This is a genomic window from Aliiruegeria sabulilitoris (assembly GCF_001558155.1).
Classification (GTDB): Bacteria; Pseudomonadota; Alphaproteobacteria; order Rhodobacterales; family Rhodobacteraceae; genus Tropicimonas; species Tropicimonas sabulilitoris.
The window spans coordinates 134,786-149,107 of the sequence record NZ_LOAS01000003.1; the positions used below are offsets into that span (position 1 = coordinate 134,786).

The 14,322-nt window shown below is 62.9% G+C and carries 15 protein-coding genes and 1 tRNA gene; 8 read left to right on the plus strand and 8 right to left on the minus strand.

What is annotated here, in order from left to right:
* The first annotated feature begins 33 nt into the window (after nt 1–33).
* The 7 genes from AX756_RS05065 (at nt 34) to AX756_RS05095 (ending at nt 7,835) form a co-directional block, all read left to right on the plus strand.
* Entirely contained in the window at nt 34–1,104 is a 1,071-nt protein-coding gene (locus tag AX756_RS05065; protein WP_068309327.1) for an SPOR domain-containing protein, read from the plus strand.
* Nucleotides 1,101–2,117 (plus strand): beta-N-acetylhexosaminidase, encoded by a 1,017-nt coding sequence (nagZ, locus tag AX756_RS05070; RefSeq protein WP_068309328.1) that lies wholly within the window; start codon nt 1,101–1,103, stop codon nt 2,115–2,117. The genes AX756_RS05065 and nagZ overlap by 4 nt, the downstream gene beginning before the upstream one ends.
* Nucleotides 2,110–2,910 (plus strand): segregation and condensation protein A, encoded by an 801-nt coding sequence (locus tag AX756_RS05075; protein ID WP_068309332.1) that lies wholly within the window; start codon nt 2,110–2,112, stop codon nt 2,908–2,910. The genes nagZ and AX756_RS05075 overlap by 8 nt, the downstream gene beginning before the upstream one ends.
* Nucleotides 2,903–3,568, plus strand: coding sequence for an SMC-Scp complex subunit ScpB (gene scpB, locus AX756_RS05080; RefSeq protein WP_068309333.1), 666 nt, complete (start codon nt 2,903–2,905; stop codon nt 3,566–3,568). Before AX756_RS05075 ends, scpB begins: the two co-directional genes overlap by 8 nt.
* Before the next feature lie 142 nt (nt 3,569–3,710).
* Nucleotides 3,711–4,976 (plus strand): maltoporin, encoded by a 1,266-nt coding sequence (locus AX756_RS05085; RefSeq protein ID WP_068309336.1) that lies wholly within the window; start codon nt 3,711–3,713, stop codon nt 4,974–4,976.
* A gap of 551 nt (nt 4,977–5,527) precedes the next feature.
* Entirely contained in the window at nt 5,528–7,171 is a 1,644-nt protein-coding gene (locus AX756_RS05090; RefSeq protein WP_068309560.1) for a tetrathionate reductase family octaheme c-type cytochrome, read from the plus strand.
* A gap of 1 nt (nt 7,172) precedes the next feature.
* On the plus strand, nt 7,173–7,835 hold the full coding sequence (locus AX756_RS05095; protein ID WP_068309338.1) for a cytochrome b/b6 domain-containing protein: 663 nt from the start codon (nt 7,173–7,175) through the stop codon (nt 7,833–7,835).
* 151 nt (nt 7,836–7,986) lie between these two features.
* On the opposite strand, the gene AX756_RS05100 is transcribed toward AX756_RS05095, so the two are convergent.
* The 8 genes from AX756_RS05100 to AX756_RS05135 all read right to left on the minus strand — a co-directional run bounded on the left by AX756_RS05100 (nt 7,987) and on the right by AX756_RS05135 (nt 13,756).
* Entirely contained in the window at nt 7,987–9,063 is a 1,077-nt protein-coding gene (locus tag AX756_RS05100; RefSeq protein WP_068309340.1) for a 2'-deoxycytidine 5'-triphosphate deaminase, read from the minus strand.
* Between the two features lie 79 nt (nt 9,064–9,142).
* Nucleotides 9,143–9,219 (minus strand) — tRNA-Pro (locus AX756_RS05105).
* Between the two features lie 64 nt (nt 9,220–9,283).
* Nucleotides 9,284–10,087, minus strand: a complete 804-nt coding sequence (locus AX756_RS25005) for a MerR family transcriptional regulator (RefSeq protein WP_082738943.1) — start codon at nt 10,085–10,087, stop codon at nt 9,284–9,286.
* Nucleotides 10,088–10,097: 10 nt separating this feature from the next.
* On the minus strand, nt 10,098–10,400 hold the full coding sequence (gene ihfA, locus AX756_RS05115) for an integration host factor subunit alpha (protein WP_068309341.1): 303 nt from the start codon (nt 10,398–10,400) through the stop codon (nt 10,098–10,100).
* 254 nt (nt 10,401–10,654) lie between these two features.
* Nucleotides 10,655–11,626: a beta-ketoacyl-ACP synthase III gene (locus AX756_RS05120; protein WP_068309342.1), complete on the minus strand. Its 972-nt coding sequence runs from the start codon at nt 11,624–11,626 to the stop codon at nt 10,655–10,657.
* 57 nt (nt 11,627–11,683) lie between these two features.
* Nucleotides 11,684–12,775, minus strand: coding sequence for a phosphate acyltransferase PlsX (gene plsX / locus AX756_RS05125; RefSeq protein ID WP_068309343.1), 1,092 nt, complete (start codon nt 12,773–12,775; stop codon nt 11,684–11,686).
* A 35-nt stretch (nt 12,776–12,810) separates the two neighbouring features.
* Nucleotides 12,811–13,017, minus strand: a complete 207-nt coding sequence (rpmF, locus tag AX756_RS05130; protein WP_068309344.1) for a 50S ribosomal protein L32 — start codon at nt 13,015–13,017, stop codon at nt 12,811–12,813.
* Between the two features lie 199 nt (nt 13,018–13,216).
* A complete protein-coding gene (locus tag AX756_RS05135) occupies nt 13,217–13,756 on the minus strand; it encodes a YceD family protein (RefSeq protein ID WP_068309346.1) in 540 nt (179 codons plus the stop codon).
* A 116-nt stretch (nt 13,757–13,872) separates the two neighbouring features.
* Here AX756_RS05135 and AX756_RS05140 point away from each other — a divergent pair, with 116 nt between their 5' ends.
* A complete protein-coding gene (locus tag AX756_RS05140) occupies nt 13,873–14,307 on the plus strand; it encodes an outer membrane protein assembly factor BamE (protein ID WP_231700983.1) in 435 nt (144 codons plus the stop codon).
* The last annotated feature ends 15 nt before the right edge of the window (nt 14,308–14,322 follow it).

Below are 14,322 nucleotides of genomic sequence, written 5' to 3' on the forward strand. Positions count from 1 at the left end.
ACCTTTCGCGGGCGAGAAACGAGGCGCAGTGACATGAACCGGGGACAGGCCCACGGGTCCGGAGCTTATGAGTCGGCTCAGGAACACTATCATTACAATGATTTCGATGACGGAATGCAGGTGCAGTCCGAGACGTATCGCGCGGCCGGGCCGGGAAGGCTGCGCCTTTTCGCGCATGTAACCGGCACGCTTCTGTCGCTGGCGGTGATCGGGATGGGCGGCTATTGGGGCTACAAGCAGATCATGCGTGATGTGCATGGCGTGCCGGTCGTGCGGGCGCTCGAAGGGCCGATGCGGGTCGCGCCCGAAAATCCGGGCGGACAGATCGCGTCGCATTCGGGGCTCTCCGTCAATGGCGTGCAGGCCTCCGGTTCCGCCTCTCCGCCCGAGGAGCGGCTGACACTGGCGCCCGCACCGGTTGATCTGGCCGAGGAAGATCAGCCCGTTGGCCAATTGACGGCATCGTCCAAGGACGACTCCAAGGACAGTGATATCGAACTGGCCAGTTCGGCCGAAGCTGATGATGCGGAATTGCTGCCGCCGGATGAAAGCGCGCAATTGGCCAGCCTGAGCCAGGAAGTCCCGGCCGATGACCCGATTGCGCGGGCAATTGCCTTGGCCAATGCCAGCATCGCCGGCGCAACGCCGCTGAGCGACGCGGACCCGGTGGCAGACCCCGTCGAGGGTGCCGTCGAAGAGGCCGCGCTTTCGGATGTCCAGGCATCCCCGACCGTGACCGGCCCCGGCGTGGCCATGTCGCCGCGGCCGTTGGCGCGCCCGACATCGCGTGCGCCGGTCAAGCTGGCCTCGGTGGCTTCGACACCGGCCGTCATGGACGCGGCGGAAGTGCCCAAGGGCACGCGGCTGGTCCAGCTCGGTGCCTTTGACACCGCCGAGGATGCCCGCACCGCATGGGGCAAGATCTCGGGCAAGTTCGACGGGCTGATGGTGGATAAGACGCAGGTCGTGGTCGAGGCCAAGGCCGGTGGGCGGACCTTCTGGCGGCTGCGCGCGATGGGCTTTGCCGACCTGTCCGATGCGCGCCGTTTCTGTGCCGCGCTGGTGGCCGAGCGGACCGACTGCATCCCCGTGGTCGCCAAGTGAGCGCGTTTGCGGCGGCGATCCTGGGCTGTTCCGGCCCGCGCCTGCTGCCGCAGGAGAGGGAGTTCTTCGCCGAGGCGCAGCCTTGGGGCTTCATCCTGTTCGCCCGCAATATCGAGACGCCGGAGCAGCTTGCCGCGCTGACGTCGGAGTTGCGCGCGGCCGTGGGCCGTGACGCGCCGATCCTGATAGATCAGGAAGGCGGGCGCGTGCAGCGGATGCGCCCACCCCATTGGCGCCAGTGGCGCCCGCCACTGGAGCAGATGCAAACCGCCGCAGGGCTGAAAAACGCCGCACGCGCGATGTTCCTGCGCCACCGGTTGATCGCCGAGGAGTTGCGCGCCGTCGGCATCGACGTCAACTGCGCCCCTACCGTCGATCTGGCTCGCCCCGAGACGCACCCCTTCCTGCGCAACCGCTGTTTCGGCGAGGATGTCGCCAGTGTCGTGACCGGCGCGCGGGCGGCGGCCGAAGGGCTGATGGCGGGTGGGGTTCTGCCGGTGATCAAGCATATTCCCGGCCATGGGCGGGCGCGGCTGGACAGCCACCTCGCCCTGCCGGTTGTGGAGGCCGAAGCGGCGGCGCTGCGGGCGGAGGATTTCGCGCCTTTCAAGGCGCTGGCGGACTTGCCATTGGCGATGACTGCACATCTGAAATACCTGGCCTTCGACGCCGAGTTCCCCGCGACGCAATCGCCGGCGATGGTGTCGCTGATCCGGCAGGAGATCGGTTTCAAAGGGCTGTTGATGAGCGACGACATTTCCATGGAAGCGCTTGATGGTGGCGTGGCCGAGCGCAGCGCTGCCTCTATCGCCGCCGGATGCGATCTGGTCCTGCATTGCAACGGCGAGATGGGCGAGATGGAAGCGGTGATCGGCGCGGCTGGTACGCTGATGGAGCGGGCGCTGGAGCGGGCGGACTCGGCGCTGGATTGCCGCCTTGCCGCGCAGCCGATTGACATTCCCGCAGTGGAAGAGGAACTTCGCAGCCTTCTGGGCGGAGAGGTCTATGGCTGAGGACATGGTGCAGGCGGTGAAGAACGAAGCGGTGGCCGAAAGGCTCGCCGCCGAGGCGCTCATTGTCGATGTCGATGGCTACGAAGGCCCGCTGGACCTGCTGCTGACGCTCGCGCGCACGCAGAAGGTGGACCTGCTGAAGATCTCGGTGCTGAAGCTGGCCGAGCAATACCTGACCTTCGTCGAGAAGGCCAAGACGCTGCGCATCGAACTGGCGGCGGACTATCTGGTCATGGCCGCGTGGCTCGCCTTTCTCAAGTCGCGCCTGCTGCTGCCGCCCGAGCCGGGCGAGGACGGGCCGACCGGCGACGAGTTGGCCGCGCACCTCGCCTATCAGCTCGAACGCCTGCAGGCGATGCGCGACGCGGCGGCCAAGCTCATGGCGCGCGACCAGAAGGGCAAGGATTTCTTCGGGCGCGGCGAGATCGAGACGGTGGAGCGCAAGCGCACGGTCACCTACAGCGCCTCGCTTCTGGACCTGATGCAGGCCTATGCCCGCATCCGCACCAAGGACGATTTCCGCCCCTTCGTGATGGACCGCAAGAACCTCTTCACGATGGAGGAGGCGCTGGAGCGACTGAAACCGCTGGTGGGCTATGCCGGGGAATGGACGGACCTGATGTCCTACCTGCCCGAGGGATGGGAACTGGACCCGGTGCGCCGGCGCACGGCCACGGCGGCCACCTTTGCCGCCTCGCTGGAGCTGGTGAAAGCGGGCAAGATTGCGATCCGCCAGACCGAGACCTTTTCCCCGATCCAGATCCGGGCGGCGCAGGAGCGGCGTGATGGCTGAACATGACGAGAGCCTCGCCCAACCCGAGGAAAGCCTGTTCGAGGCACCGCCCGAGGGCGAACAGGAGCGCATGGTCGAGGCGATCCTCTTTGCCACCGCCGAGCCGATCACTGTGGGCGAGCTGAACGCGCGGATGCCGCATGGCGCGGATGCGATCACGGCGCTGGAGCGGTTGCGCAAGCGCTACGAGGGCAGGGGCGTCAACGTGGTGCGTATCGCCGACCGTTGGGCGATCCGGACCGCGCCCGATCTCGGCTTCCTGATGCAGAAGGAAACGGTGGAAACTCGCAAGCTCTCGCGCGCGGCCATCGAGACGCTGGCGATCATCGCCTATCACCAACCGGTCACGCGGGCCGAGATCGAGGAGATCCGCGGTGTCTCCGTTTCGCGGGGCACCATTGACCAGCTGCTGGAGATGGAATGGATTCGCTTCGGCCGCCGTCGGATGACGCCGGGCCGGCCGGTGACCTTCGTAGTCACCCCCGCTTTTCTGGACCATTTCGGCCTCGAGAGCGCCCGCGACCTGCCCGGCTTGCGGGACCTGCGCGCCGCCGGCCTGCTGGACAACCGCCCGCCGCCCAGTTTTGGCCTGGAAGAGGGCGAGGGCGGAGAGGACGATCAACCCGACATGTTCGAGGATGAGGACGGCGAAGCCTGAGCCTGCGTCCGCAAAGTCTCAATCCGGAAAAATCCGTATCGGACCTGTTGGTGCAGCCGGGAGACCGGGCCTAGGCTTCGATCCGAAGGGTCGCCTCAATCCGGCGACCCATGCGATTGTCACGCATCAATGAGGTTGTCCCATGAAACGGCTTCTCGGATTTGGCCTGTGCAGCATCACCCTTGTTGCAGGCATGTCGCAAGCGCAGGAAAACACGCTCGATTATGATCTCGGTGCGGGCGATACCGCTGGCCCCTTGAGCCTCTCCGGCGAGGATTACGGGTTTTTCAGCCATGGCTACCTGCGCTTCGGTATCGGCTCGACCGACGGCGAGGCCTTCACCGCGTTCAAGCTGAACGGGGCCGCCTCGAAATACCGGCTGGGCAATGAGAGCGACCTTTATGGCGAGGCGTCGATTGGGTATCGCGGCGCATTGGGCAACGGGTCCGATTTTGTGGCCGAGATCATGCTCAATGGTTGGGGCGATTCCAATGCACTCGATTATGGCAGCGATCTCAATGCCGATGGCGATGTGGCGCAGGCCTATCTCGGGATCGAACGGCTCGGTTCCGGCGCCATGGCGGACGCGTTCTTGTGGGCCGGGCGCCGCTATTACCGCCGCCGCGACGTGCATATGACCGATTTCTACTACGAGAACCTTTCGGGCGACGGGATCGGGCTCGAAAACGTGGCACTTGGCGGCGTGAACGTGTCGGCGGCGCTGTTCCATTACGACCGGGACGATGACGACCTCGAATATACCTCCACAACGCTGGACCTTCGGCTGCATGATATTCCGCTCTGGCAAGGCTGGAAGGGCGAGGTTGGCTTGGCCTGGATCGATGGCGACGGCGATGACCAGACGGGCGAGGATGGCTATTCGGTTCGCCTCCACGCCGAAAATGGCGAACTGCCCTGGGGCGAGTGGAAAAACGCGTTGATGTATGGCCGAGGCGCCGGGATCGATTTCGACTCCAAGGGCAATACCGCCGCCGGCAGCGATGACAGCCGTGTTCGCTTCGTGACCCAGGCGCTGATCAAGTCGAGCGAGGATCTGGAGACACAGGCAACGGCGGTCTGGCAACGCACCGATTTGGGCGATGACACCGAAACCTGGGTCTCGGCGGGGGTGCGTCCGCAATATAACATTACCAAGGATTTCGGGGTCGCGCTCGAGTTGGGCTATGACTGGGTGGAGAGCGACACTGGCGATCCGGGCTCGTTGAGCAAGCTGACACTGGCGCCGTTCTACAGCTTCGGCAAGAAGGGCTATTTCTCCCGACCGCAGCTCCGGGCCTTCGTGACCTGGGCCGAGTGGAGCGATGAGGGCGTCATCTCCGATCAGGATGCTTTCGGCACAGCGACCAACGGCACGACCTTCGGCCTGCAGCTTGAGCATTGGTGGTAGGCCCCGTTTCGTGCCTGGCATCCGGCGGAATTGAGGCCCATCCAATCCTGTCCAACGACCGCGTGGCGCTGTTCCGGCGCCATCTGCGCGTGGATGCGCGATCCCTTGGAAGCGGCACGCCGCGCGGGGTCTTTTCGAGGCTGGCGAAGTCCTCAAGGGATCGATTGTCGCTTCGAACCGAGACCGTAACAGGTTGATGCTGTTTTTCGACACCCTTGTAGCAGCCATTTTCAGCAGTCGGGGCAAGGCGCGAAAGCCGGGCAAGTGGTTTCGAGTCATAGAAAAATCGGAAGATGGCGCTGCGGTAGATCAGCGCACCGCTGGCTAATTAGATGTATTGCAGATACTGCATAACAGCCTTGCGCATTGTTTGTATGTGGAGCAAAGGCTTCCGCTTACATAAAAGATATTTTTAAAAAATACATTTTTGAAATGGTCAACATATAGACATATTCGAAAACTGTCATAGGTCATGGATCTCCCCCCGGAAAAAGCGTTGCATGAAGCCCATCAGGACCGTCGCAGCATCTGAAGATGGAAGGGATATCTGCATGATCTCCAAACACTCGCTGTTCGCAGTCGGCCTGACCCTTGCCTTGGCAGGGGCCGGAGCCGCCACAGCACAAGACACCACGGCACCGCCCGGAGACATCTCCGGCAGCACGGTGGATCACTCGAAACTCGAAGCCCTGCAAAAGGAATTCACGACAGGGCCCGAAGTGACCACCGCCTGCCTGAGCTGCCACACGGAAGCAGCCACACAGGTCAAGCAATCGATCCACTGGTCTTGGGATTATGAACATCCCGATACCGGTCAGGATCTCGGCAAGAACAACGTGATCAACTCCTATTGTGTCGGCGTTGCCGCCAACGAGCCACGTTGTACCTCCTGCCATGTCGGCTACGGCTGGAAGGACATGAACGAGCCGCCTCCGCAGGAAGCGAGCGCGGTTGACTGCCTTGTCTGCCATGACAAGTCCGACACCTATTTCAAGATCCCCGCGGGGGCCGGCAACCCCTTTGGAACCGAGGTCAAGGAAGGCGCCGTTACCAATACCGGCAAGCCGGCCAAGCCGGTCGACCTGAAACTGGTGGCCCAAAGCGTCGGTCAGCCCGATCGGGACAATTGCGGCAACTGCCACTTCTATGGCGGTGGCGGCGATAACGTGAAGCATGGCGACCTGTCTTCCGTGCTGCACAATCCGACCGAGGATATCGACGTTCACATGGCCTCGGACGGGCTGAACTTCACCTGCAGCGAGTGCCACGTCTCTGACCAGCACCAATGGCATGGATCGCGCTACAACGTTACCGCCAAGGCAACCGAGGGCGCACCGCCCCCGGGTCAGCGCCACGATGTCGCCACCTGCGAGAGCTGCCACGACACCGAGCCGCATGACAGCCTGACGCTGATCGGTTTCAAGCTGAACTCGCACCGTGACAAGATTGCCTGCCAGACTTGCCATATTCCCGAATATGCCAAGGGTGGCGTGCCGACCAAGACCCTCTGGGACTGGTCGACGGCCGGCAAGAAGAACGACGAAGGCAAGCCGTTCAAGGTCGCCAAATACGAGTCCAAGTCCGGCAAGAAGAAGCCGACCTATGTCTCGATGAAGGGCGATTTCGAGTGGGGCGAAGACCTTCAACCGGAGTATTTCTGGTTTGACGGTCAGGTGGAATATGCCAATGCCGACATGGACATCGACCCGACCCAGGTCGTGGAGGTGAACATGATCTCGGGCAGCCAGGAAGACGACAAGAGCCGTATCTGGCCGTTCAAGGTGATGCGCGGCAAGCAGCCCTATGACACCGAACGCAACCGTCTGCTCTATCCGCACCTGTTCGGACCGGGTTCCGACACGGCCTATTGGGGCAAATGGGATTGGGACAAGGCCTTCGAGGCGGGCGCGGCGGCGTCGGGCACCGAGTATTCGGGCAGCTACGACTTCGTCTCCACCGAGATGTACTGGCCGATCACCCACATGGTGGCTCCGTCCAAGGACGCCGTTCAGTGTGAGGAATGCCACAAGGAGAACGGACGTCTGGCCAATATCGCCGGCATCCATATCCCGGGCGCCAACCCGATGGGACCGGGCGGCAAGCTGGGCGCGCTGATCCTGCTGCTGACACTGGGAGGTATCGTGATCCACGCGATCATGCGTTTCTTCGGCCGCAAGAACATGAAGGAGCAGTGAGATGGCTGAACGTCTCGTCAAGATCTATCCGCCGTTCGAACGCTTCTGGCACTGGGGACAGGTGCTGCTGGTGATCGTGATGACCTTTACCGGCTTCCGTCTCTACGGCATCCACGAGTGGATCCCCTATGACCAGGCGGTTCTGGTGCACACCTATGCCGCGTTGCTGCTGATGCTGCTCTGGATCTTCGCGATCTTCTGGCACTTCACGACCGGCACGTGGAAACACTATGTGCCCACGTCGAACGGGTTGTTCCAGGTCATGCGCTTCTACAGCTACGGCATCTTCAAGGGCGAAAAGCACCCCTATCGGAAGGCCTATTGGCGCAAGCACAACCCGCTGCAGGCGATGGCCTACCTGGCGCTGAAGCTGGCGATCTTCCCGACGATCTGGATCACCGGTATCGCCTATCTGACCTATCGTCTGTGGGAGCCGGCCGCTGGTTCGGGTTTCTGGATCGAGGTCGTGGGCAACCTGCATGTGCTGGCGGCTTTCGGGATCCTGTCCTTCATCGTCATGCATCTCTACCTGATGACGACCGGGCACTCGATCTGGAAACATGTCCGGCCGATGTTCACCGGCTATGACGATATCGTCCTGTCGCCGGAGGAAGAGGCCTATCTGGAGGCGGATGAACCGCACCGGATCAAGCCGGCCGAGTAAGGCGGATCGGACATTGCGAGGGCGCCCCGGGAAACCGGGGCGTTTTCATTTGGGCCTTGCGAGGTCGGTTGGTGGTGCATGGGGGCGTCGCCCCCCGCGCTCATGCGAGCGCTCCCCCCAGGATATTTGCCGAACAGATGATAGGGACTGCTTAGGGGGCCTTGAAGTGTTTCGACAATTTTAGGCCCTGGCCCTGGTAGTTCGAGGCGATCCCCTCGCCATAGAGTGCCTCGGGGCGTTCGGCCATGCGTTCATAGACCAGCCGGCCAACCACCTGCCCGTGTTCCAGCGCGAAGGGGGCTTCGTGGCAGCGGACCTCAAGCACGCCGCGGGCGCCGCTTCCACCGGCCGGGGCGTGGCCGAATCCCGGATCGAAGAAGCCGGCGTAATGGACGCGGAACTCGCCGACCATGGCGAGGTATGGCGCCATCTCGGCGGCGTAATCGGGCGGGATATGCACGGCCTCGCGGCTAACGAGGATGTAGAAGGCGCCGGGATCGAGGATGATGCGGCCATCCTCGGTCTCCACCCGTTCCCAGAAATCGCGCGGCGCGTAATGGCCGATCTTGTCGAGGTCGATCACCCCGGCATGGGGCTTGGCGCGCCAGCCGACGAGGGGGCCAGCTTGCGGTTGAAGATCGACTGAGAAGGCGAGCCCCTCGGAGATTGTCGCTTCGCCGGAGACCAGCCCGACCTTGTCATGCAGAGCGCGTAACGTCGCGTCGTCCAACTCGACCTTGCCTTGCCGGAAACGGACCTGGTTCAGGCGCATGCCCGGACGCACCAGCACCGAGAAGGAGCGCGGGCAGATCTCGGCGTAGAGCGGTCCAGTATAGCCGCTGCCGATTCGGTCGAACTCGGTTCCACCATCGGTGATAACGCGGGTTAGCAGGTCCAGCCGGCCAGTGGAGGACTTGGCGTTCGCCACGGCGTTGACGCCCGTGGGGAGCGCGAGCCGTTCTTGCAGCGGCACGACATAAACGCAGTTCTTTTCCAGCACCGCGCCCTCGGAGAGGTCGATCCGGTGCATCTCGAACTCGCCGAGCTTGTCGCGTACCGACCGGCCGTCTCCGGCAAGGAAGGACGCGCGCACCCGGTAGGCGGCATTGCCCAGCCGCAGGTCGAGGCTTGCCGGTTGTACCTGCCCCTTGGCGAAGGGTTGATCGGCGGCAATGGTGCCCTCCCGGATCATCCGCGTGATGGACTGGCTTGGCAGAACGCCGTTCATCTGCACCTCCCTGTGTCCGCATGGCAACCGCTGGACAGCAAAACGCCCGCTCCCCGAGGGTCGCGGGCGATTTTGTGAATGGTCGGGCTAGCAGGACTCGAACCTGCGACCTTCCGTCCCCCAGACGGACGCGCTACCAGGCTGCGCCATAGCCCGACGTTCGGGCTTGATACCGTATTCTGCGGTGAGGGCAAGAGGCAATTGGCCACGAAATACCCGCTCACCCGGCGCTTTCCATCCGTTCCCGTAGCGCGACCATGCCTGCGTGAATCGGGACCAGTTTTTCCGCCGCGATCTGGCGCGGGCGGAGCAGGGCGAGGGCCTGTGCAAGGGGAATGTCGCGGGTAGGTAGCGGGGCAATGACCGGGGCTGCCGGTGCCGGGCGCTCGGGGACGGTCTCCGCCTCCGAAGGTGTGGTTGCGGCCGGTTCCGGCGGTTCGGCTGGCTCCGGCGTCGGAGCACTCTTTATGGAAGTTTCTGGGCGTGTGGAGAGGGCCTCGGGTGCAGGCGGCGGCGTGCGATGCGAGAAGAGCGGCATTGCCGGTTCCTTTGCCCGGGGCGGTTCCGGCTCGGGCACTGGTTCGGACCCGGATTCGGGTTCCAACGGCGCCGCGTCGGCGGCCGCCACAACCTCCGGCGCGGGCGGTTCCTCGGCCGTTGCGGGCGGCTCCATCTCCGGGTGGGGTTCCTGTTGCGGCGCAGTGGTCGCAAGAGCGGAAATGGCGGGGGCGTCCTCGTCCTCCGCATCGACCGGTTTCGACATCGCGCAGACCGCCTTGACGCCCTGGTCGCGCAACACTTTCTGCACGCCCTTTATCGTCATTCCGTCCTCGTGCAGCAGCTTCTGGATGCCGCCCAGAAGCTCCATGTCGGCGGGGCGGTAATAGCGGCGCCCGCCGGCGCGTTTTACTGGTTTTACCTGGGAAAACTTGCTCTCCCAGAAGCGCAGCACGTGGGTGTTCACACCGAGCCAGTCCGCGACCTCGCTGATGGTGCGGAATGCGTCTGGGGATTTTCCGTTCATGAAAGGGGCCTTACTTGCGGTTGCCTGCGGCGACCCGCTCCTTCATCAGATGCGAGGGGCGGAAGGTCAGCACACGGCGCGGCGAAATCGGAACCTCTTCGCCGGTCTTGGGATTGCGGCCGACACGCGCGGCCTTGTCGCGCACCGAGAAGGTGCCGAAGGACGAGATTTTTACCTGCTCTCCCTTCACCAGGGCGTCGGAGACATGCTGGAGCACACTTTCCACGAGCTGTGCCGATTCATTGCGGGACAAGCCCACTTCGCGGAACACGGACTCGCTGAGATCCATACGGGTCAAGGTCTTTTCGCTCATTACTTGTCCATCCCTGTTTTGAGGCAAGAGCGTAGGGGAGCTATGTATTTCAGTCAATATCAACGACTTGTGTGACAGAATGAATCTTCGGCCGCAATAGGCGGCTCATCGCCGAGACGCGGCGCCGGCTGAAGCGTCAAGCGGAGGAAAACCTTCAACATGTTGAAAAACATGGGAAAAAAGAGTGGGTTCGAGGCTCGCTCCGTCGTCCGCAGGGCGTTTGGGGTGCCGAAGATTTCAGCAGCAACCGCGTTTTACCAGCGCAACACGACCGCGCCCCAGGCAAGACCACCGCCGATGGCCTCGGTCACGACCAGTTGGCCGGGTTTGATGCGTCCTTCGGCCTTGCCCACCGAGAGGGCGAGGGGAATCGATGCGGCAGAGGTGTTGCCATGATCCTGCACGGTCACGATCACGCGCTCCATCGGCACTTTCATCCGGTTCGCGGTGCCCTTGATGATGCGGATATTCGCCTGATGCGGCACGATCCAGTCGACATCGGCGCCGGTCATGCCGACCTTTTCCAGCGCGGTATGGGCGGTGGTGGCCAGCTTCTCGACAGCGTGGCGGAACACTTCCTTGCCCTGCATCTTCAGCACGCCGGTCGTGTTGGTCGAGACGCCGCCATCGACATAGAGGATGTCCTTATACCGGCCGTCGGAATTGAGATCCGTGGACAGGATCCCGCGATCATCGTTGCTGCCGGTCCCTTCCTGCGCTTCCAGCAGCAGCGCGCCCGCGCCATCGCCAAACAGGACGCAGGTGCCACGATCCTTCATGTCCAGGATGCGGCTGAAGGTTTCGGCGCCGATCACCAGTACCCGTTTCGCCTGTCCCGACAGGATCAGCGCATTGGCATTGCTGAGCGCGAAAACGAACCCCGCGCAAACGGCCTGCACGTCAAAGGCGAAGCCGCGGGTCATGCCCAGCTTGTTCTGAACCATAGTGGCGGCGGAGGGAAAGGTAAGGTCGGCGGTCGACGTGGCCAGCACGATCGCGTCGATATCATTCGGCTCCAGCCCGGCATCCGCGAGCGCATTGCGGGCCGCATGTGTCGCCAGGTCAGAGGTGGTTTCATCGGAGGCTGCGAAATGCCGACGTTCGATACCGGAGCGGGAACGGATCCAATCGTCCGAGGTGTCGATGCTCTCTTCGAATTCGCTGTTCTCGACGATTCGCTGGGGAAGGTAGTGGCCGACGCCACGCACGACAGCTCTGAGATGCATTCCTGCCTGCCTAGGTTGATTTTTCTTGATTCTGTTAACGTCAACAGAAACGCTGCGTCACGACATATCCTGTCGTGGCGCCGAGGTCGAGGCCACCCGCGCCGCAAGACGGTCAGAAAAGCCGGCTTGCGCCAGTTGAAAGGCGAGTTTGATTGCCGCAGACACGCCGGTTGCGTCCGCCGAGCCGTGCGATTTGACCACAGTTCCGTTCAGACCGAGGAAAACACCGCCATTCACGCGCCGTGGATCGGTTCGCTTGGCGAGGCGGCGAAGCGAGGTCAGGGCCAGAAGCGCGGCGATTCGGCTCAGGATCGTGTGTCGGAATGCCTCGCCGAGGAACTCGCGGATCAGCGACGCCGTGCCCTCGGCCGTCTTGAGCGCGACATTGCCGGTGAAGCCGTCGGTCACGATCACGTCGGCTTGCCCGCGCGGAATGTCGCCGCCCTCTACGAATCCGATGAACTCGAATTTGGAGTCAGGCGCGGCATTGGCGATCAGGCTATGGGCAGCTTTCAGTTCCGGGCGCCCCTTGTGCTCCTCGGTGCCGACATTGAGCAGGCCGACACGCGGGCGCGCGATCTTGAGCCCGTTGCGGGCATAGGATGACCCCATCAACGCATATTGCAGCAGGTCGCTTTCATCGGCGCGGATATCGGCGCCGACATCGAGCATCACCGCATATCCGGAGTCGCTTCGCGACGGCCACAGACAGGCAATCGCGGGACGGTTCACGCCGGGCAACTTGCGCAGGCGCACCATGGAGAGCGCCATCAACGCGCCGGTATTGCCACAGGACACCGCAACGGTCGCCTCGTGATGACGCACCGAATCGATGGCCGACCACATGGACGTCCCCTGGCCTCGACGCATCACGACCGATGGTTTTGTCTCCATCGTGACCACATCGGGCGCGTCCCGGATCACGCAGCAATTCTTCAGATGCCGTTTCGTGACCAGCGGTTCGAGGATCTCGCGATTGCCATGCAGGATGAAGCCGATCTCCGGGTTCTTCTTTGCAGACATGGCACAGCCGGCTACCACGGCAGCCGGCCCATGGTCGCCGCCCATGGCGTCGACCGAAATCACGATTTTTCCCACGAGCTCCGGGGGAGTCGCTTCCGGCAGTTCATCCTGCGCGTCTGTTCTCATGATCAAAGCGCCTGTGACTGCCGGTAGGGAGTGGTTCAGGCCGCGTCTTCGTCGAGATCGACGTCCTCGACCAGCGCGACGACTTCACGGTCATCGTAATGGCCGCAGGCGCCACAGACGTGATGCGGACGCTTCAGCTCGCCACAGTTGGGGCATTCATTGGGGTTGGCGCCGGAAAGCGAATCGTGGGAACGACGCTGACCGCGGCGCGAGCGGGTGATCTTGTTCTGAGGGACAGCCATGTCTCAACCTCGGTTTTGGCCGGATAGGCATCCCAAAGGAGAGCCCGACGGCAAGTGTTTCATTCGTCGGCGCCTAATACGCCGGCTTCGCATCCCGTGCAAGGGTGTGTGGAAGATGCGAGAACATACGCAATTCGGAGCCGATTGCAAGTCTGCATGCGGCAGAATGGCCCGGCTCGCGCGATGGCTTCCTTGGATGTCACTCTTCGAGCGTTTTTTTCAACGCGGCAAGGCCGGCAAAGGGTTTTGCGGCTTCTTCCGTGAGCGGCTCCGCGCCGGGTTCGGTAAAGACCGACTCTTCCAGTTCGACCCCTTCGGCACGCGGGAAATCGGGCAGGGCGATGGCCAGCGCTTCGCTCAGCACATCCCACAGATCGACCGACTCGGGCAGGGGCTCGATACTGTCATCCTCCGGCATTTCCACTTCGGAATCGGTCGGATTGGAGAATTCGGCCATGTAATGGCGTAAAACGGGCGTGTCGATCCGCGTGGTCACCGGCGCAAGCGTCACTGAACAGGGCTGTACCGCCGTCGCGCCAAGCATCGCGTCGAGCCGCCAGTCGCGTCCGCCAACAGGCACGAGGCGCCCCTCCAGGCGCACCTTGCGCAGGCTCAGCAGGTCCAGATCCTGCTTCAGCCGATCAAGTCCGGCCGCGTCGGGGACCAGCTTGAAGGGCGTCGGCTCGCCCGTCTGTAGTCGCGCCAGCACGAAACGGGTCGGATTATCGGTCGCATTCATTCAACTCTTCCTTTCTTGAAGAAAAGGATGCCCTTGTTATAAGCCGGAAAGCAGTTCGACGAGCAAGAGGCGTGAGGGCAGTCATGGGCAGGCAAGGCCAAGGAAATTTCGGACGCTTGACGCGTGCCCTGTGCATGGGGATCGGATTGTTGGCGATCTCGGCTTGCGAGCCGATCTACGACTATCACGGCTACGCGCCTTCGGATGACCAGCTCGCCGAGATTATCGTGGGCAAGGATACCCGTGAAACCGTGACCCAGCTGATCGGTTCGCCATCGTCCACCGGCGTGCTCAAGGACTCGGGCTTCTATTACATGTCGATGCGCAAGAAGTCCTATCTCTACCAGGCGCCCGAAGTGATCGAGCGCGAGGTCGTGGCGATCAGCTTCAATGACAAGGGCGTGGTCACCAATGTCGAGCGCTTCGGCTTGCAGGATGGCAATGTCGTCGCGCTCTCGCGTCGCGTGACCGCCAGCAACATCGAGGGCCTGACCTTCCTGCAGCAGCTCTTCGGCAATATCGGCAGCCTCGATATCGGCAGCGACATCTAGAGGGGGACGAGGCGC

Coding starts and splice junctions, on each gene's coding strand:
- AX756_RS05065 (WP_068309327.1), top strand. CDS start 34: ATGAACCGGGGACAGGCCCACGGGTCCGGAGCTTATGAGTCGGCTCAG.
- AX756_RS05075 (WP_068309332.1), top strand. CDS start 2,110: ATGGCTGAGGACATGGTGCAGGCGGTGAAGAACGAAGCGGTGGCCGAA.
- scpB (WP_068309333.1), top strand. CDS start 2,903: ATGGCTGAACATGACGAGAGCCTCGCCCAACCCGAGGAAAGCCTGTTC.
- AX756_RS05085 (WP_068309336.1), top strand. CDS start 3,711: ATGAAACGGCTTCTCGGATTTGGCCTGTGCAGCATCACCCTTGTTGCA.
- AX756_RS05090 (WP_068309560.1), top strand. CDS start 5,528: ATGATCTCCAAACACTCGCTGTTCGCAGTCGGCCTGACCCTTGCCTTG.
- AX756_RS05095 (WP_068309338.1), top strand. CDS start 7,173: ATGGCTGAACGTCTCGTCAAGATCTATCCGCCGTTCGAACGCTTCTGG.
- AX756_RS05100 (WP_068309340.1), bottom strand. CDS start 9,063: ATGAACGGCGTTCTGCCAAGCCAGTCCATCACGCGGATGATCCGGGAG.
- AX756_RS25005 (WP_082738943.1), bottom strand. CDS start 10,087: ATGAACGGAAAATCCCCAGACGCATTCCGCACCATCAGCGAGGTCGCG.
- ihfA (WP_068309341.1), bottom strand. CDS start 10,400: ATGAGCGAAAAGACCTTGACCCGTATGGATCTCAGCGAGTCCGTGTTC.
- AX756_RS05120 (WP_068309342.1), bottom strand. CDS start 11,626: ATGCATCTCAGAGCTGTCGTGCGTGGCGTCGGCCACTACCTTCCCCAG.
- plsX (WP_068309343.1), bottom strand. CDS start 12,775: ATGAGAACAGACGCGCAGGATGAACTGCCGGAAGCGACTCCCCCGGAG.
- rpmF (WP_068309344.1), bottom strand. CDS start 13,017: ATGGCTGTCCCTCAGAACAAGATCACCCGCTCGCGCCGCGGTCAGCGT.
- AX756_RS05135 (WP_068309346.1), bottom strand. CDS start 13,756: ATGAATGCGACCGATAATCCGACCCGTTTCGTGCTGGCGCGACTACAG.